General features: G+C 41.5%; 32 protein-coding genes and 1 tRNA gene. 32 read left to right on the top strand and 1 reads right to left on the bottom strand.

The genetic code is table 11. The features are described from left to right. The first annotated feature begins 137 nt into the window (after positions 1 to 137). The 6 genes from RBB45_RS24250 (at position 138) to RBB45_RS24225 (ending at position 3226) form a co-directional block, all read left to right on the top strand. Positions 138 to 320: a hypothetical protein gene (locus RBB45_RS24250; RefSeq protein ID WP_306010510.1), complete on the top strand. Its 183-nt coding sequence runs from the start codon at positions 138 to 140 to the stop codon at positions 318 to 320. Between the two features lie 38 nt (positions 321 to 358). Beyond that, the gene (locus RBB45_RS24245) at positions 359 to 571 is read left to right on the top strand and encodes a hypothetical protein (protein ID WP_306010509.1); all 213 of its coding nucleotides are present in this window, start codon (positions 359 to 361) and stop codon (positions 569 to 571) included. A gap of 94 nt (positions 572 to 665) precedes the next feature. Continuing rightward, the gene (locus RBB45_RS24240; protein ID WP_306010508.1) at positions 666 to 1496 is read left to right on the top strand and encodes an ArdC family protein; all 831 of its coding nucleotides are present in this window, start codon (positions 666 to 668) and stop codon (positions 1494 to 1496) included. Continuing rightward, positions 1493 to 1627 carry a hypothetical protein gene (locus tag RBB45_RS24235; RefSeq protein ID WP_306010507.1) on the top strand — a complete coding sequence of 45 codons (135 nt, stop codon included), beginning with the start codon at positions 1493 to 1495 and terminating at the stop codon, positions 1625 to 1627. The genes RBB45_RS24240 and RBB45_RS24235 overlap by 4 nt, the downstream gene beginning before the upstream one ends. A gap of 62 nt (positions 1628 to 1689) precedes the next feature. Beyond that, positions 1690 to 1989, top strand: coding sequence for a TM2 domain-containing protein (locus RBB45_RS24230; RefSeq protein WP_306010506.1), 300 nt, complete (start codon positions 1690 to 1692; stop codon positions 1987 to 1989). 127 nt (positions 1990 to 2116) lie between these two features. After that, positions 2117 to 3226 carry a PAS domain-containing protein gene (locus RBB45_RS24225; RefSeq protein ID WP_306010505.1) on the top strand — a complete coding sequence of 370 codons (1110 nt, stop codon included), beginning with the start codon at positions 2117 to 2119 and terminating at the stop codon, positions 3224 to 3226. 38 nt (positions 3227 to 3264) lie between these two features. Here RBB45_RS24225 and RBB45_RS24220 read toward each other — a convergent pair whose 3' ends face one another. After that, positions 3265 to 3663: a helix-turn-helix domain-containing protein gene (locus tag RBB45_RS24220; RefSeq protein ID WP_306010504.1), complete on the bottom strand. Its 399-nt coding sequence runs from the start codon at positions 3661 to 3663 to the stop codon at positions 3265 to 3267. A gap of 341 nt (positions 3664 to 4004) precedes the next feature. Between RBB45_RS24220 and RBB45_RS24215 the strand changes: the two genes are divergently transcribed. The 26 genes from RBB45_RS24215 to RBB45_RS24090 form a co-directional block, all read left to right on the top strand. Further along, positions 4005 to 4232: a helix-turn-helix transcriptional regulator gene (locus tag RBB45_RS24215; protein WP_306010503.1), complete on the top strand. Its 228-nt coding sequence runs from the start codon at positions 4005 to 4007 to the stop codon at positions 4230 to 4232. Positions 4233 to 4339: 107 nt separating this feature from the next. Further along, positions 4340 to 4672, top strand: coding sequence for a hypothetical protein (locus RBB45_RS24210; RefSeq protein WP_306010502.1), 333 nt, complete (start codon positions 4340 to 4342; stop codon positions 4670 to 4672). Positions 4673 to 4730: 58 nt separating this feature from the next. Further along, positions 4731 to 6239 (top strand): AAA family ATPase, encoded by a 1509-nt coding sequence (locus tag RBB45_RS24205; protein WP_306010501.1) that lies wholly within the window; start codon positions 4731 to 4733, stop codon positions 6237 to 6239. Next, positions 6236 to 7186, top strand: a complete 951-nt coding sequence (locus tag RBB45_RS24200; protein WP_306010500.1) for a RecT family recombinase — start codon at positions 6236 to 6238, stop codon at positions 7184 to 7186. The genes RBB45_RS24205 and RBB45_RS24200 overlap by 4 nt, the downstream gene beginning before the upstream one ends. Before the next feature lie 237 nt (positions 7187 to 7423). Further along, positions 7424 to 7681 (top strand): DUF433 domain-containing protein, encoded by a 258-nt coding sequence (locus RBB45_RS24195; protein WP_306010499.1) that lies wholly within the window; start codon positions 7424 to 7426, stop codon positions 7679 to 7681. Further along, on the top strand, positions 7678 to 8202 hold the full coding sequence (locus RBB45_RS24190) for a Holliday junction resolvase RecU (RefSeq protein ID WP_306010498.1): 525 nt from the start codon (positions 7678 to 7680) through the stop codon (positions 8200 to 8202). The genes RBB45_RS24195 and RBB45_RS24190 overlap by 4 nt, the downstream gene beginning before the upstream one ends. Positions 8203 to 8232: 30 nt before the next feature. Continuing rightward, positions 8233 to 8685, top strand: a complete 453-nt coding sequence (locus RBB45_RS24185; RefSeq protein WP_306010497.1) for a sigma-70 family RNA polymerase sigma factor — start codon at positions 8233 to 8235, stop codon at positions 8683 to 8685. Positions 8686 to 8828: 143 nt separating this feature from the next. Then, positions 8829 to 8902 (top strand) — tRNA-Gly (locus RBB45_RS24180). Positions 8903 to 9384: 482 nt separating this feature from the next. After that, entirely contained in the window at positions 9385 to 9543 is a 159-nt protein-coding gene (locus RBB45_RS24175; protein ID WP_306010496.1) for a hypothetical protein, read from the top strand. A 70-nt stretch (positions 9544 to 9613) separates the two neighbouring features. Further along, positions 9614 to 10090, top strand: coding sequence for a JAB domain-containing protein (locus RBB45_RS24170; protein WP_306010495.1), 477 nt, complete (start codon positions 9614 to 9616; stop codon positions 10088 to 10090). Between the two features lie 112 nt (positions 10091 to 10202). Beyond that, the gene (locus RBB45_RS24165) at positions 10203 to 10370 is read left to right on the top strand and encodes a hypothetical protein (protein ID WP_306010494.1); all 168 of its coding nucleotides are present in this window, start codon (positions 10203 to 10205) and stop codon (positions 10368 to 10370) included. Positions 10371 to 10389: 19 nt separating this feature from the next. Next, entirely contained in the window at positions 10390 to 10887 is a 498-nt protein-coding gene (locus tag RBB45_RS24160; RefSeq protein WP_306010493.1) for a hypothetical protein, read from the top strand. Further along, entirely contained in the window at positions 10884 to 11135 is a 252-nt protein-coding gene (locus RBB45_RS24155; RefSeq protein WP_306010492.1) for a hypothetical protein, read from the top strand. The genes RBB45_RS24160 and RBB45_RS24155 overlap by 4 nt, the downstream gene beginning before the upstream one ends. Further along, on the top strand, positions 11132 to 11281 hold the full coding sequence (locus tag RBB45_RS24150) for a hypothetical protein (protein WP_306010491.1): 150 nt from the start codon (positions 11132 to 11134) through the stop codon (positions 11279 to 11281). The genes RBB45_RS24155 and RBB45_RS24150 overlap by 4 nt, the downstream gene beginning before the upstream one ends. Then, on the top strand, positions 11268 to 11447 hold the full coding sequence (locus tag RBB45_RS24145; RefSeq protein ID WP_306010490.1) for a hypothetical protein: 180 nt from the start codon (positions 11268 to 11270) through the stop codon (positions 11445 to 11447). The genes RBB45_RS24150 and RBB45_RS24145 overlap by 14 nt, the downstream gene beginning before the upstream one ends. After that, entirely contained in the window at positions 11425 to 11610 is a 186-nt protein-coding gene (locus RBB45_RS24140) for a hypothetical protein (RefSeq protein ID WP_306010489.1), read from the top strand. Before RBB45_RS24145 ends, RBB45_RS24140 begins: the two co-directional genes overlap by 23 nt. A 259-nt stretch (positions 11611 to 11869) precedes the next feature. Further along, the gene (locus tag RBB45_RS24135) at positions 11870 to 13177 is read left to right on the top strand and encodes a putative antirestriction adenine methyltransferase (RefSeq protein WP_306010488.1); all 1308 of its coding nucleotides are present in this window, start codon (positions 11870 to 11872) and stop codon (positions 13175 to 13177) included. Further along, complete coding sequence (locus RBB45_RS24130; RefSeq protein ID WP_306010487.1) at positions 13141 to 14079, top strand: ParB/RepB/Spo0J family partition protein; 939 nt, start codon at positions 13141 to 13143, stop codon at positions 14077 to 14079. Before RBB45_RS24135 ends, RBB45_RS24130 begins: the two co-directional genes overlap by 37 nt. Further along, positions 14034 to 14618 (top strand): hypothetical protein, encoded by a 585-nt coding sequence (locus RBB45_RS24125; RefSeq protein ID WP_306010486.1) that lies wholly within the window; start codon positions 14034 to 14036, stop codon positions 14616 to 14618. The genes RBB45_RS24130 and RBB45_RS24125 overlap by 46 nt, the downstream gene beginning before the upstream one ends. Next, positions 14515 to 15870: a phage terminase large subunit gene (terL, locus tag RBB45_RS24120; RefSeq protein ID WP_306010485.1), complete on the top strand. Its 1356-nt coding sequence runs from the start codon at positions 14515 to 14517 to the stop codon at positions 15868 to 15870. The genes RBB45_RS24125 and terL overlap by 104 nt, the downstream gene beginning before the upstream one ends. 218 nt (positions 15871 to 16088) lie before the next feature. Next, positions 16089 to 16304 (top strand): nucleoside triphosphate pyrophosphohydrolase family protein, encoded by a 216-nt coding sequence (locus RBB45_RS24115; protein ID WP_306010484.1) that lies wholly within the window; start codon positions 16089 to 16091, stop codon positions 16302 to 16304. Between the two features lie 89 nt (positions 16305 to 16393). After that, positions 16394 to 18667: a phage minor head protein gene (locus tag RBB45_RS24110; protein WP_306010483.1), complete on the top strand. Its 2274-nt coding sequence runs from the start codon at positions 16394 to 16396 to the stop codon at positions 18665 to 18667. 242 nt (positions 18668 to 18909) lie between these two features. Next, positions 18910 to 20121, top strand: coding sequence for a hypothetical protein (locus RBB45_RS24105; protein WP_306010482.1), 1212 nt, complete (start codon positions 18910 to 18912; stop codon positions 20119 to 20121). Positions 20122 to 20137: 16 nt separating this feature from the next. Further along, positions 20138 to 20527: a hypothetical protein gene (locus tag RBB45_RS24100; RefSeq protein ID WP_306010481.1), complete on the top strand. Its 390-nt coding sequence runs from the start codon at positions 20138 to 20140 to the stop codon at positions 20525 to 20527. A 26-nt stretch (positions 20528 to 20553) separates the two neighbouring features. Beyond that, positions 20554 to 21612: a phage major capsid protein gene (locus RBB45_RS24095; protein WP_306010480.1), complete on the top strand. Its 1059-nt coding sequence runs from the start codon at positions 20554 to 20556 to the stop codon at positions 21610 to 21612. Between the two features lie 127 nt (positions 21613 to 21739). Further along, positions 21740 to 22266, top strand: a 527-nt coding sequence (locus tag RBB45_RS24090; protein ID WP_306010479.1) for a hypothetical protein, incomplete at its 3' end; no start/stop codon positions are given.

The raw sequence follows: 22266 nt of genomic DNA, 5'->3' as shown, positions 1-22266 counted from the left end.
ATTAATACTTATATTAATTTTAGGGTTAATATTACCATTAAAAATAATGTGTAAACCCTGGACTTAGGTAGGTAAAATGTTAGGATTAAAGTATCAAATAACACAACAAACGTTGATATGAAAGGGTTTGAGACAACATGACTGCGAAAGAATTACAAAATAGTGTTTGGAGCTTGAACGATGATTTGATGAAAGTAACAAAGGTTAAAGGCGGTTATTACGGCATTGGAAATAAATTTGATTTTGAAAGAAAGACGGCAAAAGAAACAATTTCTCAATTGAAAAAATGGGGATACGTTCATATCGGATATGAAAATTAATATTAAAATTAACATTAAAATTAGGAGGATAAGACAATATGAACAGACTTGATTTGTATGAATACCGTAAATTTTTGAAAGGTCGAATTGCTGAGTTAATTGCTGAGATGGAGGAATTTATGGAAATGGGAGCTGAGGTATTAGCAAAGGAATCTGAAATTGAGCTCGATGAAATGGAAGAACGCTTAATGCAGATTGAGGCTGAAATTGTTTTTAGAGAAAGAAGAAGATTTTTAGAAGCGACTATTTAGGCGAAACCGGGTTTCCCGGTCTATCCAGGGGTGACTTCCTGGGTACTGACGATGCCAGGTTGATTGTCAGAACATCATTTTGGAGGATGATTACATGAGCAAGAATATGAACATTTACGAAATGGTCACAGACCAAATCATTGAGCAATTGGAATCCGGAACCGTGCCGTGGCGTAAGCCCTGGAAAAACGGTGGAGCCGTTTCCTGGAAAACTCAAAAAGCGTACCGTGGTATTAACGTAATGCTATTACCGGAAGGAGAGTACGCGACTTTTAAGCAAATCACTGAGGCCGGAGGAAAGGTCAAAAAAGGTGAGAAGTCACGAATCGTAGTATTTTGGAAGTGGCTTGAAAAGGAAGAAAACGGAGAAGTCGAGAAAATCCCAATGCTCCGTTATTATAGAGTCTTTGAAATAAATACACAGGTTGAAGGGCTCCAAAGTAAGAGAGCTGCTGAATCGTTTGAGCATGATCCGATTGCGAAGGCTGAGGAAATTGTTCATGGATATATGAATGCTCCGACTTATAAATTTGAACGTAGTGGTGCCTGGTACAAGCCATTTTTGGACTTGGTTAATGTTCCACCATTGAAGGATTTTGAGAAGGCTGAGGAATTTTACTGTACGTTTTTTCACGAGTTGGTGCACGGCACTGGTCATAAGAGCCGTTTAAATAGAGAAGGCATTACCGGAACAATCAAATTCGGTAGTGAGGATTATTCCAAAGAAGAATTGGTCGCTGAAATGGGAGCTGCAATGCTTTGTGGCATTAGTGGAATTGAAACCATCACCATTGATAATACGGCAGCTTATATTCAGTCCTGGTTGCGAGTATTAAAGGATGACAAGACGATGGTAGTAAAAGCCGGAGCCCAGGCTCAAAAAGCGGCTGATTATATTCTTGGGTTAAAGTGGGATGCCGAATGACCGAAAGGCGTTGCGTGATGTGCGGTAAATGGCATGAACACGAAGATCCGTTTTGCTCGAAGGATTGTGAAAAGGAATATCAAGAATGCCTGGATGATTGGAACCATCCAGGCTATGGAGAAAAATATTAATTCTAGCATTAGGTTTAGCATTAACATTAAAACTAATATTACAACTAAGGAGAAATGACAACATGAATAACTTACTAATGAAAAGAGATTTATCAGCAGAGCAATTAGCAATGGTGCAGGCAGAAGTGAACAGAAAAGAAAAATCAAAAGGTGTGGCTTATGCTTTATGGTGGTTCACAGGAGCAATTGGTGGACATCGTTACTATGCCGGAAATGTAGGTATGGGAGTGGCAATGACATTGACATTAGGTGGTTTGGGAATTTGGGCATTGCTCGATGTGTTTGCTATCGGGAAAGCCATTGAAAAGAAGAATGAACAAATTGAATTAGAAGCCATCACACAAGTTAAAGCGTTGGCATAAAGAAAAAGGCAGTCCTGGTCGGGCTGCCTTTTTTGTACATACAGAATGTCTGTTCCTGGGAATGTGTTGCCAGGCTTGTTAGACTCCTTTACAATTAAAGGAATGGCTATGGGGGGAGGACTTTACCATGAAACTTGTGAACGTCTTGCAACGGCAGCGTTATAAAAAGGAGATAAACGAGTTTATTAAGCAGATTGCTCCAGAACTGTTGGCATTTGAGGGAAAAGAAACATTAGCCTTCCAAAAACTTTGTTTAATGGGTGCTATCTCCAAACAGGAGAAAGTCTATTTTGATATGAAGCTCGAAGCGAAAATAATTTGTTTAATTATTGAACATATGTATAAGGAAAAGGGTATGGAGGTTTTTTGTGCCGTTAACTTTATAGATTTTGATTATAAGAGTCCTGGTATCATCGGGAAGCTCATTCATTTATCCGGACCTCATGTACCGGATGAATATGTTCGAGTGGTAGACGGATATTTGATAGATCCGTTTAAGTGTCCATGTGGCAGAGCCATCATATTGAATGAAATTGTTCATACGAATAATGCACCGGATGACCCGATTTCTGAGGATGGGTTAAGAAATGTGTTTAAGAAGTATCATATACAAGGGGTTACTTCTTATCCAATCCATATAGATGGTGAGGCAATCGGTACATTGACGGCTATGCGTTGTCACGACCCGGTTTTGGAACCGGAAGAAGCACGTAAATTCCAGGAAGAAATTCATGAGCGTATCATGGATATGGAAAACGTGTTTACCGTGCTCCAGGAGAAATGGAAAAACATGAACGTTACAAGCTGGAAGTATATTGTTTCCGGTGATGGGCAATTGTATTATGCGGAGGAACCTGTTGAGGAAGTTTTCGGATATAATCCATCTGATTTAATGGGCGAGAGTTTTTATGAAATCTGCCATCCGGATGATAAGGATAAATTAAGAGCCGTTCTGAAAAAGGTGTTTGAAAATCACAAGGCAAAGAAAGTGGTTGTCCGGTTCATCAATCCGGAAGGGAAATATATTACAACCGAAAATCTATTCGTTCCGGTACACGATAACGGAAAGCTCCGATATATTGAAGTCTTTATTTCCGTAAATACGAAGGGTTGTCAAAAATTCGATAGAGAGCGAAAAATAAAAGAAGCCATAAATTATTTCACAACGATGAAAAGTTTGTGCCTTCCTACTGCGATTTTGCCGTTTTTAAAGTATATAGATGTACCATTTATATAAGAACAAAAATAAACGACTGCCGGAATGCAGCCGTTTTTTTATTTGTCGTTTTCAGCCTTATCTTCTTCCATCATTTTAGGAAGTCGGTCTTTGACCACGATCTCGAATAAATCTCGGAGTGGTTTTAGGTCATCATTGGACAAAGGTACTCCGTTCCAATTCAATTTTTCAACAGAAGTCAGATATTCGTCTACGTTTTTAGGAACTTCTTTTGGCTCCGGATTAACTGTTAGCCCGATAAGATAATCCGTGCTTGTTCCTAAAACCTCAGCAATTCCGGCCAAGACTTCAATTGGTGGAAAGCGTTCCTGGGTTTCGTATCCGGCATATGTAGACCTGGCAACGCCAACACGGTCAGCAACATACGCCATGTTTACGCCTCGTTTATTTCGTAATTCTTTAAGGCGTTGTCCAAATTTCTTTTTAGTGTATTCCATTTTCTAACCTCACCTGGTTTTAGTTTGACCATATGCCCCAATGGTCCTGGTTTCCGTTATTTACCTGTTTAAAAAAATCCTTCCATAGTCCGAAGGAATTTATATTTGTATATTCCCCAAAGTTGTTTGAGTAAATCAACACTTTTACTCTAATCTAATTTTATTTTATGTCTAAAAGCTCAAATTGTATAGTTGTTTTTTGCTGACAAACTCAAACAAATTCCATTATTTCTCTAAAAAAAAAGGGTTCTGCAAGCCCTTTATTGTTTACATTGTTGAGTTTCTCAACTATAATAAAGATATACAAAATGTTGCAAAACGCAAACAAAGAGGGGAAGGAAATGAAAAGAGAATGGTTAATTCGTGACCGACAACTCATGGGATTAACCCAGGAGGAAGTTGCGAAAAAGGTTGGTATATCAAGAAGCTACTACAATCAGATAGAAACCGGAGAACGGAATCCATCGGGTAGTGTGGCTTTGAGGATTGCAACGTATTTTCAATTCGACATGAGCAAATTTTTTTGTGGTAAATGTTGCGAAACTCAACATTTAAAGGGGGTGAGATAGAATGTTGACCTCCACAACACAATGGAAGGAAATGACAGCTTTTGAGAAAAAGAAACGATTAATTAAGGCCTATTTTCAGAATTTAGACAGGTGGGAGAGAAAACTGAATGAGATTGAGAGAAGATATAGAAAATCCTATGGTTCTTGATAGTCTTTGGAGAAATCGGACAATGAACGATGATTATTTTGCGGATCTGTTCGAGCCAGGAGAATTAGACGAAGAAGTTTGCTGCAGCGTTTGTAGACAGAGAATGTTAAAGGAGGATGAACCTCATGAGAGCCAAATATGGGAAGATACTTGGTTATGCGACAATCGGGCTTGTCATAACAAGCATTATCAAGGTTGGGCTGAAAGCATGGAGCTCCAAAAATACTATATAAAACAGAAAAAGCATTCATCGGGCAATGAACACTTTTTCCAGGGCATAGTTAATAAATAACATGACAAATTCTATCATAAATTGCCGTACTTAGACAATACGGCACCGGGGAGGAAATATGAAAATCTTTATTCAAGAGCTTGAAATGTGTAATTTCAAGGGGCACAGAAATTTCAAAGCAGAGTTTGATGAAATGGTGAAGGTTTCCGGCAAGAACGGTGAAGGCAAATCCTCCATTGGTGAAGCCATCACCTGGAACCTGTACGGAACAGACACGTTCGGCAATACGTTAGACCCTACTCCATTATATGAACATGAGGGTGAGATTAGTACAACGGTTTTGCTGAAAGTGGATGAAAAGGAAATAAAGCTGAAACGAGCCATCGAGAACGGAAAGAATATGTTCTATGTGAATGACGTTCCGACAAAGGCAACCGAGTTTAAGGAATTGATAGAGTCGTTGTTTGATAAGAATCTGTTTCTATCAATCTTCAATCCTGGTTATTTTTCGAGTCAGCATTGGAAAGAGCAACGAGCTCAGTTGTTGCGTTATGTATCGGAGCCGTTGAATAAAGAGGTTTTTGAAAGCATGACGAATGTGGGCAAAGTCCAATTAGAGGAACCGTTGAAAAAGCACTCACTGAATGAATTGGACAAGCTGCATAAAGACCGATTTAAGAAAAGAGATAAGGAAATTGAGAGAGCCGGGGCTCGGGTTACGACTTTGAAAGAGCAATATGAGAAGTCGCTTGGTGACGGAGCCGTGGATTTAAAGGATATAAAGGCAAAAATGTTAGCGTTGGAAACAGAGATTTCACAGGATATGAAAGTGAATAGCGGTATTGAGAAACAGGAGAGGAAACTCCATGAGCTCGATATGAAAGAGAAGTTTATCCGTGAACAGATTATGAAGAAAAAAGAGCTCATTGACAAATTACAGGATATGCCATTGCAAGAGAATTGTAATGAGTGTGGACAGCCGTTGGATTATAACGCTAAAGAATCAGTAAAGCAAAAGCACCAGGAGCGTATTCACTCCGTGAAAATGGAAGGGAAAGACCTGGTACTTGAACTTGAAGAAATGAAAAAGCTCCGTGAGGAAATTGGTAAACCAGGAGAACGAATCGACATTGCTCATAAAACGCAAGAGATTGAAAAGTACCGTCATATTCTCCTGGACAGTCATCGAATTTCAGAATTGAGCCAGGAAATTAAAAAAGCAGAGGAAGAATACGAGCAGATCCGTAGAGAGCGTTTGGAGTCACAGAGCATTTTGGAAGCCATTAAAGAATTTGTGGATGTGAAAGCATCGTTAATGGTGAGCAAAGTGAATGCGTTGTTTGACAAATTATCCGTGAAACTGTTTGAGCAACAGAAGAATGACAGTATCAAGCAAACGTTTGAGATTGAAATGGATGGGAAGCCATACGGAAAATTGAGTACGGCTGAACGTATCAATGCCGGAATCGAGCTGATTTATGTATTGCAGAATGAGTCCGGTGTGGAAGGTCCAACGTTCATTGATAACGCTGAGAGTATATTGAATCTGAAGGTTGCACCAGGACAGGCGATTATTGCTACCGTTAAAAATAACAAGCTGAAAATTGAAGGAGGCACACTAGCATGAGTGAAGCAGCAGAGAGAAAAGCCGAAGTAAAAGCGATTTATAACGAAAAATTTGTAGGGAATTTTACCAGGAAAGAATTAGATACGCTCCGGGCTACCATTGCTCGGGGTACCAACGATGAAGAATTTGGGTTGTTTGTCCAAACGTGCGTGAATACCGGGTTAAATCCATTCTTGAACCATATTCATTGTATGGTATATGACGGTAGAAACGGCAGACAACTCAGCATTCAAATATCTTCTGAGGGTGTTCTGTACCTGGCAAGAAAGTCGAAGGGCTTCAAGGGCATTGATGCTCAAATGGTACATGAGAACGATGATTTTAAAATTGACCTGGCAACGAAAAAAATCATTCAGCATGAGATTGGTTTTCCGAGAGGTCGAATTATTGGCGGTTATTGCATAGCTCGGCATGAGGATTTTGAGGATAAAATTCTCTTAATGGATGTGGCTGAGGTCGAGCATATGAAGAAAGGTCGAAACGCTAATATGTGGAATACCTGGTTTGCCGATATGTTCAAGAAGCATATGCTCAAACGGGTTGCGAAAGAGCAGTACGGCATTGACTTAACAGAGGATGAAGTACAAGCGAGTCCTGTTGATACCATTGAGTCGTACCAGGAGAAGCCGAAAGTCATCCAAATTAACGAAGAAGAAACGGTATCCGAGGAAGTAAAATTGCAGGAGCTTTGGAGCGAGATTGAGAGCAACGTTCCGGATGATGTGATTTTTGCCACCATGAAGAAATATTTTAAAGGTAAAAATGAGAAGGAGCTGCAACTGCAAGAGGTTGTGGCATTGAGAAAATTCATTCAGTTAGAAATGTCATCACAGAAGAAAAAACAACAAGAAGAACCGATTGAAGCAGAGTTTGTTGAAAAGCCCGATTTTCTTCCTGGAAATAAACAGGATGATGAAATAAGCGAGTTCAACGGTTTCTTTGACTAAACCATTGGGCCCGATTATTCGGGTCCTTTTTGGTATAAGGAGTGATAAAAATGCGTTCCACTAAAAACAATAGAGTCATAGTTTTGTGTAGCTCATGCAAAGCTCCGACTGCATTACCGAGAGAAGTTGAAAGGCAAGTCGATAAAATCCTGAATTATGAATGTTGGGAATGCAAAAATGTGGTTCCCATAACACAAGATTTGCGAAATTTCATATATGCGACTAGGGAGTGATTGAATGGGTGAGCATGATTATTTATCAAAAGTGACAACCTGGCAAATGACACCGGAAGAATTGGCAGCATACCGGGAAAAGTATCCTCCGAAAATGCCATTGAGTGCTTCAAAGAAAAGGTTATGGAAGCGAATTACGAAAGAGCAGTATATGAAGTACAAAAAACAAGGCTTGACCATCGGGCAAATTGCTAATAAATTTCCTGGTATTTCAAGAGAGCATATAAAGGCTTGTATCGAACGTTGGGGGGTCGAAGAATGAGTGGTCAATCTTTCGAGGAAATGCTGAAAAAATCGTGCGAATATTATAAGTATATGGGTATTGCGTTAATGCACAAGATACCGACTCCGTGGAGCGTGACATATGACAAACGGAATTATAAAGTCATCCGAGCCCATCCGGAAGAAAAGAGCTCAGTCGATTTTGAAGGAGTTTGGCACGGTAGATCCGTAGCGTTTGAGGCGAAATCGACCAGGGAACGGAAGCGGTTCGACTTGAAAAATATTAAGCAGCACCAGGTTGACTATTTAAGGCATCACCAGGAACAGGGCGGTTTGTCCTTTTTCCTTGTAGAGTTTGCAAAATTAGGAGAAGTGTATCTGATATGGCATGACCAGGTATTTGAATGGTGGGAAGCTGCCAAAGAAGGTGGAAGAAAGAGCATTCCCTATGATTGGATTCAGATAAATTGCTGCATTGTCGTACCTGGTAGAGCTCCATTAGATTTTATCAGAGTGCTAGAAAGGGAGAAAAAAAATCCAACGTTAAAAAAAGTTTTATAAAGGGGCGAGAAGATGGGTAAAGGAACACAAGTGAACAACGCAAATAAGAGAAGGCAGCGGAAAATTGAGTCGCACTTGAAAAACTACCATCAGTATAAAATCGGCATTAAAAATCTGAAACTGCAATTGGACAGTATTATGCCGAATATCACCGTTTCCTTTGATGTGCTAGAGGGTAGTGTTGGAACATTCGTCATTAAATCTCCGACTGAAAAATATGCAATTGACCGGATTGAGTCGAAACGTGCATTAGATCTGTATGAACAGATGGAGCAGTACCAGTTAATTGTGGATTGCATTGATTCAGCCATCGAAGGACTAGAAGAAGAAGAACAGAAATTCGTGGAGTACCGTTATTTCAGCAATTTCTCAGCACGAAAAATGGCTATGATGCTGGGGTATGGAGAGAGTACCATCTTCCATATTCGGAATAAAATCCTGGACAAGTTGGCTCATAGTTTACGAGCTATTTGTGACATTTAGAGTTTTCTTAGAGTAAGTTTAGAGTTTTCTGTTAATTTGGGGTGTTACTATGGTAAATAAGAAATCCTTTACCTGGTGACTCCAACAATGCCCCTTGTTAGAGTTCCGAGCCGTGTTCTGTCCTGGGAGCACGGCTCCTATATGCGAATGTGGTGTAGTGGTAACACGCTAGGCTTCCAACCTAACAACGGAGGTTCGATTCCTTCCATTCGCTCCATTACTCACAATAATGGTCCTTGACAATTGAATAGTGAAGATCACACCTACTGCTTTTTTAAGATTTTTGATGTTGCGATTGATTACAGCCTTTTTGTTCGTGGATTAAATACCCCCTCCATCCAAGAATAGCCTTCATTTATTGAGGGCTATTTTCTTTTTGGGCAAAAAAAATAACCCGGTATAGGGTATGTAGCGGAGCAGCCTAACTTGGAGAAGAAAGGCATACAAGTTTGTGACTAGCAAACCGGGCTCCGTTCTCAATTATATCAAAAATGAGTGTTTGTATGAAGCAGTACAAGCAAATTAAAACAAGAAAGTAATACCATTACCCACCTAATTTTGCGTATGAACATTAGTTTTAACATTAATTCTAGGGTTAATATTACCATTAATTTTATTGCTAGTCTTATTGCAATAGGTAGGTAAAATGTTAGGATATATATATAAGTTAATTAAATATTCAGAAAACGAGGTGACAACATGAGATACCAACTAGAAAACCAGGAAGGCAATAAAGTGAAAGTAACCGATACTGTAACCGGAGCAACTTATTATGGATCAGTAGAAAATGGTTATGCGAGAGCGAACACTTCATTAGCCATGCAAATCATCAGTAAAGCGTTAAAACAAAGCAAGTAATCAATTATATCAACGGCCAGGAATTGACTACTCCTGGACCGATAACGACACTGTGGAGGGTGTATTTATTATGCAAACAAATAAGGAAAAGTATCCGACTGCTAGATATGTAAAGTTTGAGAAAGTAGTAAGAGAAAAAGAGGAAGCCGGATATTATCACATTCCGGAAGCGTGTAACAGTCCAGAAAGAGCTTATGACACGATTATTGAATTAACCCAAGCTAATAGAGAAACCCAGGAAGTATTCGGGGTTATTTCATTGAATACCAAAATGAGAGTGCTAGGCTGCGAGATTATCCATAAAGGTTCCGTTAATTCTAGCATTGTAACTCCGAGGGATGTATTCAAACAGGCGTTATTGAAGGGTGCGACAAGCATAATGGTTTTTCATAATCATCCATCCGGAGATAGTTTCCGAAGCCAGGAGGACATTCAAGTTACTCGGAGATTAGCGGAAGCCGGAAAATTGATGGGCATTGAATTAATCGACCATATCATTGTTGGTGACGATGAATTTTATAGCTTAAAAGACCGTGGCGACTTCTAAGGGAGTTGCCAGGAACCACCTATATACGTAGGTAGGTATAATGTTAGGATTAATATATACATTAATTCTAATGTTAATTTTAATATTAACAACTAAGAAGGGAGCAGAAAAAATGGACAGATTACTACTTTCATTTATTAAAAGAGCAAAAGAGCAAGTGGAAAAAGGCGAGGCATCAGCGACAGAATATGCCAAGTCTTTGAACGAAATCTATCAAAAAATGAACGAGTTCAACGGCATGACAAAAGATGAATTTTGGAAAATTGTAGAACAACTTTAATCATAAAAGGGGCATTGAAATGAAAAAAATCTACACTTCTTATTATGCAAACGTTAAGAATCTACCGTCTAACATGGTTCCAGTCGGAATCAGCGTTGGGAAAAATAAATGGTTTAATGGTCCAAATGATTTAAGATTGGCTCCAACGTGGGCAATGATGAAAATGGACCGTGAAGATTACGACAAAGCGTTTTTCGCAAAACTATCAAAATTGGATGCGAAGAAAATATATGACGAGCTGCCGGATAATGCGGTGTTGCTATGCTATGAAAAATTCAATGATTGGTGCCATAGACGAGCCGTTGCAGAATGGTTGGAAACGGAGCTTGGCATTGAGGTATGTGAGTGGGGATTAGAGCGTGAAGAAAGTTTCCCATATAAAGAATGTTGCGAAGCGAACAAAGGGAAAAAGCGGAAGGCGAAAGCAGAGGTGAAGGAGGAAGTAAAAACACCTCCGGTCCGATATGAAAGAGAGCCGGATTTATTCGAGCTTCTAAGAAAGGGTGAGCTTGATTGAAAAAGAAAACCGACCTGGCTTGTGAATATTGGAAGGACTTGAATTATAAAGCGGCACTCAGATTAGCTTCTGAGTTCCGTATTGGCATAACCGAAGAAGAACGAAAGCAAATGAAATTAGGCTATGAGTGTATTGTCCATGAGGATTTTTATAGACAACTAGGCAAGGACATAGAGAAAGAGGTTGATAGAGCGATTGAAGTTTTTTTTTACAAAATCTATGTACCGTACAAGGAGAGGACAGCATGAGCAAGTGTTACCGATGTAATGGAAAAGGCGGTATGCAACAAGTGACAGGGTATTTTCCGGATGGAGAGCCCGATGTGAATTGGGATGTATGCCCGGAATGTGATGGAAAAGGCAAAGTAGAGGAACCAAAATATGAAAATGAATAAATATGTTTTCCTGGCTCCTGGACAGAAAGTGTATCTGTCCGAGGGTCCGACACAACTGGAAGCCTATGAAAAACTGAAAAGTCATTTGAGAGTAAACGACATTGATATTATTGCAACCTATAAAGTGACGGAGGAAATACACCATGATGTTCAGAGTGCTTTTTGATTTTGGCGATATTGAGGTAACTGTTTTCCATAGAAGCAATGCAACTAATAATGAGGACATCATAGACGGAGCTATTCAGCAAGTGATTGACCGAGGATTTGGTTTTCCGGCAGAGCCTAGCATTACAAATGTTGAGCCGTGTCCGGAATGGGATGAAGAATGAAAACTTAGTGAAGGCATCAGCCTTCTTTTTTTTACCGAAGGAGTGAGAGCGTGGCGAGTGGCTGCATATTAGGGGAATGTCCTTACTGCAAGGATTTGATTTGGGAGGATGAAATATTTGTGTTTTCCCGGTATGAGAGGATAGCTCATTTAGCATGTGATTACAAAAACGAGGAAAAGGATAAAACCATCCTGGCATTGGAGCATAAGCTGAGAGCTGCGGAAAAGCGAATAAAAGAATTGGAAGGGAGGTTGAGCTAATGTTTGTCGGGAGTATCAATCAAGATTTACGAGCATTGGTTTCGGAAGTTACGAAGTCCTGGGATACGGAGGACATTTATATTGGTTGCTCCGGGAATTTCACCATTGAACGCATTCTGAAAGACAGGGGGCTAAACTTGCACGGGAATGACGTTTCCATTTACACATGCACAATCGGGAATTATTTAGCCGGAGTGCCGGATGAAATGAGTGTCCAGGCAGAGGAATATAAATGGTTGGAGCCCTATATGGAACAGGGGCCAGATAGAATTGCCACGATTTTGCTCTGTACGACTATGCTTGACGGCTATCATCGGAATGAACAGTTTTTCGTGAGAAGGCGAAAAGCCTATAAAGACCAATGGGAAAGGCTTCATGCGGAAACATTAGTTAAAGTGAAAAAGGGAATTGATGATTTGAAAATGTCCGGTTTTTGGTGTGGGGATGTGGTCGAGTGGGCTCACATGGCTCCAAGAGAAGCCGGATTTATTTCATTTCCACCTACATACACCGGAGGCTATGAGAAGTTATATTCTGCCTTGATGGAAGTTTTTCAATGGCAAGAGCCGGAGTATGAAATGTTTGACCAGGACCGATTAGCCGTGATGGTGGAAGCCGTTAAAGAAAAACAGTTTTGGATGATGGCGAGGGATGAACCGATACCTGGCTTAGAAGGTTATGAGGTAGGGAAAATTCAAACGAGCTTACGTTCCAAGCCATTGACGGTATATGCAAACAAAGCTCCGAAGCGGATCACTATGCCCCGGCAGAAAACTGAGATACTGAAAATACCGAGATTTACAGAAAAGGATGAAATCACAGACGAAAGCAGATTGTCCGTGACGAAAATCACCCAGGCACAAATGAATACGCTAAGGAGCTTATATCTCAATCCTGGCATTGCTCCGGCATCTGCCGGGCTAAATTTAGGCGTGTTGGTAGATGGGAAGCTGATTGGTGCCATTGGCTTATCGAAATCGAATTACGGAAAAAATGAAGCGTATCTCATGAGTGATTTTGTTATACGCCCGGTGAAATATAAGAGGCTGAGTAAATTAATCCTGGCAACTGCCATTACCAAAGAAGTGAAGCTACTTATTGAACAGGCATTTAATCAGAGAATGAGGCATATGAGCACAACAGCCTTTACGGAGAAGCCGGTAAGTATGAAATATCGGGGTATATTTGAATTAGAGAGTCGCAAAAAAGACCCGGCTCGATTGAATTATGGAGCTGATACAGGAAAATGGACATTAAAGGAGGCGATGAAATGGTGGAACAACAAGCACAGGAAAGTCACAGTATAAACCGAATTAATCAAGCGTTACCTGGTAGTTTTAAATTGGCCGTCATTCCGGTGGAAGAATTGGAGTTCCTGGAAAAGAACGCCCGATTTATGAGAAATGAAACATTTCAGAACCTGGTGAACAACATTAAACGTGATGGAGCTATTTCGCAACTGCCATTCTGTTATCTGCAAGAGAATGGGAAATACAAGGTACTGAGTGGGAATCACCGTTCAAAGGCTGCCATTGCAGCAGGACTAACCGAAATTCCGGTACTGTACACCGATGAACCATTAACCAAAGACGAGCAAATTTCTATCCAATTGAGCCATAATTCGATAAGTGGAGAAGATGATCCGTTTATCCTGGCTGAGTTGTATAACGAAATTCAAGACCTGGATATGAAATATTATGCCGGGCTCGATGATAAGCAATTAGAGCAATTGGATAAAGTCACCGTAGAAGGTTTAACAGAGGCACAGTTAGATTACCTCATGTTGACCTTTTTATTTTTACCGGATGAAGCTGAGGAAATGGTAAGAGTATTTGAAAAAGCTCGAGATTTTCTCACAAGTGATTCCGTAGCCGTGAGTATGAGGGAATATGATAGATTGCTAGATGCCCAAGCAAAAGTGCAAACTGCCTACAATATTCATAATGGAGCGACCTCCTTAATGCTGATTATGGACATATTTGAACGACACCAGGAAGATTTAAAAAATGGGTGGCTTGATGAAAATGGTGAAGCTGCTCATAAAGGATGGGCACCGTTGAGCTCGATATTTGGCACGGATAATGTTCCGGCTGAGAGTGCTGCCGTTATCAATAGAGCCGTTGAAAAAATGATGAACGAGGGCGATATTGATGTGAAAAATAAATGGCAGTTAATCGAGTACCTGGCTGCCGATTATCTGAATACATGAAAAAAGCCGTATATGAACGGCAAGAAGGAGAGAGCCAAAAGGCATTTGAGGCGTTTGCAACCTATCGTGATTTAGGCATTACCAGGAGTATTAGAGAAGTTGCACAGAAGTTGAACAAATCTGTGGCGTTACTTGGGCGTTGGAGCTCGAAATATGAGTGGGTTGAACGTGCCCAGGCATTCGATGATGAAATGGACAGGAAAGCCATTTTGGAGAATGAGAAAAAGCGTAGGGAAATGGTGAAACGCCATGCCCAGGCTGCAACCATGTTCCAGGGAAAAGTCATAGAACGGCTGAATGGGTTAGACCCGAAAGAGTTATCTCCATCTGATTTAATTCGATGGTTTACAGAAGCCGTTAAAATAGAACGATTAAGCCGTGGCGAAAGTACGGATATAGCGGAGGTGAATCATAGCGGAGAGGTGAACGAAAAACATGAGTATAATATCTTCCAACGAATCGACCAATACGCAGACGTTTACAAGAAACTTGCTGAGCGAGGAATATCAAAAAGCGTTGATGAGGGTGACGATATTTGAAAATGAGTATATTCCTCATGATCCGACCGTAAAACAGGCTGAGTTTTTATTGTGCCAGGAGAAAGAAGCGTTATATGGTGGAGCTGCCGGAGGGGGAAAATCGGATGCCCTGTTAATGGCTGCCTTGCAATATGTGAAGGTTCCACAATATGCAGCGATTATTTTCCGTAGAACGTATAAGGATTTAGCGTTACCAGGAGCCTTGATGGACAGGGCTCATAGTTGGCTAGATACAACCGATGCCAAATGGAGTGAAAATAACAAGACCTGGCATTTTCCGAGTGGAGCGACTTTGACCTTTGCATATCTGGCAACCGAGAACGATAAATATAATTATCAAGGTTCCGAATATCAATTTGTAGGATTTGACGAGCTGACTCAATTCGAGGAAAGCCAATACCGATACCTGTTCTCACGTTTGAGAAGGCTAAGTGGTTCCAGGGTTCCATTACGAGCCCGAGTCGCTTCCAACCCAGGGGGCAGAGGGCATGAATGGGTTCGACAACGATATTTAGTAGAGGGTCCGGAAAAGGGAAGAATCTTTGTTCCGGCAAGTTTGGAAGATAACCCTCACTTGGACACTTATGAATATGAGCAATCGTTAATGGAATTAGATCCGGTAACAAGAGCTCAATTGCGAAACGGTGATTGGGATGTACTGCCGGAAGGAAATAAATTTAAGAGGCATTGGTTTAAAGTTGTAGAGGATTATCCGAAAGACGGCAGAATAGTCCGTTATTGGGATTTGGCTGCAACTGAACCAAAAGAAGGTAAAGACCCCGATTGGACTGCTGGATGTAAAATGCTAGAGAAAGACGGACAATATTGGATTCTTGATATTAGGCGTGACCGTTTATCTCCGAAAGGCGTAGAGGAATTAATCCATCAAACGGCTATGCTCGATGGTCGAGAGGTTCCGATATACATGGAGCAAGAGCCAGGGAGCTCCGGTAAAAATACGATTGATTATTATGCCCGGAAAGTATTGTTAGGATTTGCATTCTATGGTCATGCGACCACCGGAAGTAAGGAAGTACGAGCCAATCCGGTTTCGTCTGCTGCTGAACATGGAAATATTTTTCTTGTTCGTGGGCCGTGGATTAATACATTCCTGGATGAAATCACGACATTTCCATTCGGTTCGCACGATGACCAGGTGGATTCTGTGAGTGGAGCCTTCTCGAAATTAGTTGAGGCAAGAGAACGGAAATATGCAGTTCCTCCAAGAGTTGCCGGAGTGAAACGAGGTTAATTCTAATATTAATATTAATTTTAATGTCAGAAATAATGTTAAAATTAAAGGAGGTGAGGCGTTGAGAAGGGGTGTATTTCATACCTGGTACTGCTTACGAAAAAAAGGCATGGAAATCAAAACCACTAGCATATGGAAAGCCAGGGTAAAACAACTGTTTGGGTGGAAGCTCATGAACAAGTATTACGATGGAATCCTAAAATAGGAGGAATGTTCTATTGGAATTATACGAAATTCTATTTGCCATTGCAGCCGAGCGTGAACGACAAGAAGAACTCCACCCAAACGTACATTCAGAGCCTCACCTGTTAGCCGTTCTTATGGAAGAAGTGGGAGAGGTAGCCAAAGCCTTGCAAGAAGATAGCAATATCACAGAGGAATTAATTCATGTGGCAGCCGTAGCGGTGCGCTGGCTCGAAACCCGAGAATCATAGTGTTTGTATGAAGCAGTATGAGCAAATTAATTAAGGTTTCACATACCATTACCCTACTCATTTTGTTGTAGGTTCAGCAAGGAGGTGAAATGGTGGCATTTTGGGATAAATTTTTTAAGAAATCGAATGCAGAGCTCCGGAATGTTGTGAGTAAGTCTGTTATGAGTGCCGTTAGAGCTTTGCCCAGGGATGGGAAACAGACGAGCAATAAATGGGAGCAGCAATGGTTTTGGTATGAGGGTTTAATCAAGAGAAAAGATTACCGGACTAAAGAAGTTATGGAAAATCTGAAAATTATCCGTGACTTGAACCCCGATGCTTCAATGGCAATATGGAATTTCCTCAGACTTGCGAATAGTGGACATACGTTGGAAGCCGTGACTCCAAACGGCAGACCCGAAAAAGCGACAACTGATTTATTGAACAGTTATGCCCCAAGAGTAGGGAAACTGTATGGTGGAGGATTAGATCAGCTTATAAACGTTTTGCTATTGACGGCATTTACCCAGGGAGCCATTGCCCTAGAGGTTGAGCTGACCGAGGATATTTCTGATATTGTCGATTTTCATGCCGTGGACCCGAGTACCTTAGACTTTGTAAGGAACAAGGAAACAGGCGTAATTGAATTAGTGCAAGTGCAATGGGATGGACAGTATAAGGTTTTGAATCCGGAAACGGTATTCTATTATCCGATTGACCCGGACATTTCAGACCCTCATGGGCGTTCTCCTATTCTGCCAATCTTGCAAATTATCTTTTTCCAAATTCAAGTGCTGAAGGATTTGCAGAAAGTCATCCATCACCAGGGCTATGACCGTTTTGATATTAGCATTGTGGAGGAAGCGATTATGGAAAACCTTCCGGACCATATCAAAAACAGTAGCCCCGAAGAAGTCCAACGGTATGTGACGAGCTATATTACCGATGTTCAGAAGCAGATGGAGGAATTGGAGCCGGATGATGATTTTTACCATACGAGCTCCATTGAAATTAAGTCCGTTGGTGCCAATAAGAACGTGTCTATGTCAGCCCAGGGAGTCATTGACATTATTAATCAGCAAGTCGTGACAGCCTTGAAACAGTTGCCGATATTGCTAGGGCGTAATGAGGGAACGACTGAAACGCATGGTACAGTCCAATGGCAAATATATGTTGCCGGGATTGAAAGCATTCAGAGGGCATTGAAGCGTATCCTGGAAAAAGCATATAACGTGGTATTGCAGGTCAATGGCAGACAACTTCAAGCCAATCTCGAATTTAATCAGCTCCGTGTGTCCGATAGACAAGCTGAGGCTAATGCTGAAAAGACTGAAACGGAAACGAAGATTATGCAGCGTAAAGAAGGTTGGATTACCAATGATGAAGCTGCTATGGAAATGGTGGGGCATAATGCCGTAGCAGAGCCGGAAGCTCCTGTTGTGGTTAGTCCGATTGGTGGTACTACTGATAACAACCAGGATGATAATGCAAACAATGATGAAGCTCAACGAATTTTACGCTTAAAAAAAAAGTCGAGAGCCGATGAACCCGATGAATTTATAGTGAGCACCGGAGATCCATGGGCTGATGACCTGGGAAAATTGACTGTTCGCTCCAAACGAGCGTTCAAGAAATTAATGGATAGCCAATTGGACAAGTATCTTGTACGGTTGCGAAATTCTTCTCCAATTCCGACCAGGATTCTCTATAATGCCATGACCCGAGCCGATGAACCCGATGCGGATTTTGAGAGTTGGGTAAGAGCTGAAATCCTTACTGATTCCGAGGAACAAATGAGTTTGTGGGATGAATTAGGACAGGATTGGATTTTACAGGCTGCCATTTTAGCGGGGGAGGCTGCTTTGGTAGAGCTCACAACACAGATTGATTTTAATGCTAAGGATGAACGGCTATTAAGGTGGTTGAGCAATCGAGCCAGGAGAGAGGCTGAATTAATCCAGGGAGCAACCGACAGGGATGTAATCATGACCTTGTGGGATGTGGTAGCAGATGGGAAATTCACAATTCCGAAAGCTGCTAGAGCCCTGGAGGATGCGTATTCGTTTTCTCCAAGCCGGGCTGAAACCATTGCAAGAACTGAAATTATTTCTGCCGGAAGAAGTGGGCAGTATTTTGCTGACATTCAGAGTGGCATGGTTGTCGCTAAAACATGGATGGCAGCTCAACAAGACCGTACTCGGGATGGGCACCGAAAAGCAGACGGTCAGACTGTTGCGGTTGATAAGCCGTTTCGAGTCGCAAATGGCTCCGGAGAATTGGAGTCATTACTTTTTCCAGGGGATACAAGTTTAGGGGCTACTGCCTCAAACGTGATTATGTGTAGGTGTTGGTATAAACGGATACTAGAGGGAGAGGATTGGTAATGAATCCGTTACATCATCCGGGGGAAAAATTGTACACCATTTATAAGCACAAAATGAAATACGAGCGAGAGCAAAATGCTATTCTGTTCGTGAAATTGTCCGTTAAAGTGCTGAGAAATGAATTTGGTTTTAGCCCCGAAATGGTTAGGGAATTTACGGAGACGTTTGAAAAGGAATTAGAGAAACATGATAGGTTTTAATATTAATTTTAATGTTAATATTAACTGAAAGGGGGTGAAAAAGTGACTGAGGCGAACATTTACGTTCCGGTTCGAGTTACTGCCGAGCCAATTGCTGATGACCAATGGGAAGCAGTCATGAGCAGAATCAATCGTCATAGCTTAGACCCTTTGACGAAAGAGGATGTATTCACCTTCTCCGGTATTTGCTCCAATGACAGAATGGATGCTTATTTAACCAGGATGGACCCGGTAACAACGCTGAGAAACTATGTGGAAGATTTGCAAGGTGGTATTCCTTTGCAAGAAGGGCACGACATTTACAAAAATCCATATGGTCGTTCCTACGATGCGGAGTTCCTGGAATCATCCGAAACGGATAATGCCAATTCTGTCCGTGGTCATTGGTATGTGTTACGAGATTTAACGATTAACGGTGTGCCAACAAATGATACGATCCGTGCGATTCGTGGAGGTATCATTAAAGATATGAGTGTCGGTTTTGGGGGAAACAAGACCTGGTATCGTTGTTCTAGTTGCGGAAGGGATATTTTCGATTGGGAATGTCCACATATTCCAGGACTAGAGGATGAACACGGTCGTATGAGCTTCTCCTGGGTCGTAGACGGTCGATTGCGAGAAGTGTCAACAGTGTATAACGGAGCAACGCCAGGAGCCTATATCGACAAGGCTAGAGCCTTTGTAGAGCAAGGAGAATTATCAAGAGAAAATATTGTAATGTTAGAACGTAAATTCCAGGTGCGATTAGACGATGGGAAACGTTCTATTTTTATGCCCAAAAAGGAGGGAAATCGAATGGATTTGTTAGCTCAAATTAGACAAGCCTTGCAAGAAGGCAAAATTGAAAAAGCCCGATTATATGAGGTGTTATCAGCAGAGGGTGAAACATTCCGTCAGCCGGATGACATTGCAATTCGTAATGAATTGGGTGAACAATGCTCCGTGGATGGTATCAAGCAATTGAAATCTGAGGCTGAAATGGGCCGTACCTATATGGTGGATTTGATTGACCAGGCGGTAGCTGCAAGGGTAAAAGCTCAGGGAGAAAAATTTAATGCCGAGCAATACAAGCAAATGCTTGTCCGTGTGAATGATATGGAATTTATTAAGGGTGAAATTGACTCTTACGAAAAACAAGCATTGGAGCGTTTCACACCCGGTCGGCAAACTGCTCCCGATGATTTGGATGGCGAGGATCCAAAAGAAGTTCGTTCCAACCCGGTAAAACCGATTGATGAAAATATTTTTGACTAATAAGGAGTGAATGAAAATGGCAAGAGTTGGTGGAGTTGTACCAGATTCCTATGGACTGTCCTTGACTGTGACAGTTCCAACTGCAAGTGCAGCAAACCCTGTTGAGGCTGATGATTTATTAGTTTTTGCCACAACCGGACCATACCAGGCAGCAAAAGCCCCGGCTGGAGCAGCCATTGTAATGAAAGCAAAACACCCGGTAAGTGATGGTTTAACTCCGTTGGGTGTTCACGTTTACGGATATAGCCGTGTAGATAAATTCACTTATTCCGGTACGGCTCCGGCAATTGGAGCATCCATTGAAAGTGCCGGGGATGATACCGTTCGGACAGCTGCGGCAGCCAATGGAAGTTTTGTCCTTTATGTAGATACGGCTCGAAGCTATGTTGAAGTTGCAATGCCATAACTTTATTTGAGGAAGGTGAGAGAATAATGGGTAAAGCATTAAAGCTATTTAACCGGAACAAGCAGGAAATCGAGCTTGATTTAGGCTCAAAAATGCGTTCCTTTATGACAGACCGTTTTGGTAAAGAGGCAAGTGAGAAAAATTCTTCCTCAGCCTTCAAGCGTTATTTAGTAGAGAATAACGTTTCGATGAAAGAAATTGTTAATGCACTAGGATATGACCGTGTTGGGCAAATTCAAGTCCGTGCTTTATTGGATAACGATGGTACGGCTCCATTGTTCAATGCGATTGTGGAGGATGGTTTGAGAATTGGTTTTGAAAGACAGTCAAATTGGCAGCGACTTGTTGCTCGTTCGATTGATAGTGACCAATTCACACAAGCCTGGTATTATCTCGAAGATCCGGACACGGATGATTACGATTTAAGGGATATTGGTCAAGGGGCTCCAATTCCGGTTGGAACCATCAAACTTGGCGATAACTCTATCAAAATGCACAAGCGTGGTCGTGGTATTGAATGGACCGATGAAGCAAAACGTGCCAACATTGACCTCGTTAGCCTTTGGTTCCAACGCCTGGGCAGACAGTTAGGCCGTTCTTATGAGGATGTTGCCGTTGAGCGTTTACTGAATGGATATTTTACAGACGGAACCGATGCAGCTCCGACCCTGGGTGTAGCAACTGCCGGAACATTAGCCTTAACGGATATGTTCTATGCGAGTGCATTTATGGAGGACACTTACGGTTTCACTCCGAATGTAGCCATTATGAATCTAGCAACTGCGACAACTTGGGCAGAAATTCGTGATAATGGAGCCCTGTTATTCCAGGATGACATTAGAAACGGTAATTTCCCGAACGTTATTAACGCTGCTCCATTCATTAGTGGTGAGGTTCCGGACAACCGGATTATCCTGGTTGATACGGCTGCAGCATTAGTCCGTTATGTCGGTAAAGCCTTTGGAGTAGAATCCGAGCGAAATGTTAAGACCCAGGTTGAAGGAAGCTACGGCACAGAAATTTCGGAATTTGTTCCGTTTGAAACTGAGGCTCGTTTAGTTATCACATTAGACCAAGCACGATAATTAATATTAATTTTAATATTAGTATTAACATGAGCATTAGATTTAATACTCGAATTAACAAATTATTAGATTTAATGCTCAAATTAATGTTAGGAGTAACAATGAAAATAATTAAGGAGGGTTTGAAATGGCTGAAAAGAAAACTCAATCGAGTGCTAAGTCTGCTAGCAGTAAAGCTAGTGGACAGGCACAAGGACAAGGACAATTGCCGGAAGAAATCCTAGCGAAACTGCCGGAAAGCGAGAAAAAAGCCGTTGCAGAATTAGAGGCATTTGCAAACGGTGGAACAGGTAAAATATATCGTCTGAAAGACCCGGATACGCAATATGTTGACCTGGAAACAGGATGGTCATTAGCCGGAGAACAAGCCAAGCCATTGCCGGAAGCATATGGAGCTGAAACCTTTGCCCGAATTAAAGATGGATTCCTGGTAGAAGCTGATGCTGAAAATCCTGGTATTGTTCTGAGTGGTCCTGTTGTGGCAGCCGGAACAGAGGAAGCCAAAGCAAGAGCCCAGGAACAGGCTAAAGCTCAAACTCAGACCGATGGTGTAGTGAGAACAAGCAATGAGCCAAGAGATACCATCGGAAGCCAGGCTGATGCTGACAAGGCTCGGGCAAAGCAATCCGGCAAAACTTCCGAAACGAGCTCTGA

The sequence above is a fragment of the Bacillus sp. MMSF_3328 genome (assembly GCF_030733525.1).
Classification (GTDB): Bacteria; Bacillota; Bacilli; order Bacillales; family Cytobacillaceae; genus Bacillus_AB; species Bacillus_AB infantis.
This window is presented reverse-complemented; position numbering and strand designations above follow the sequence as displayed.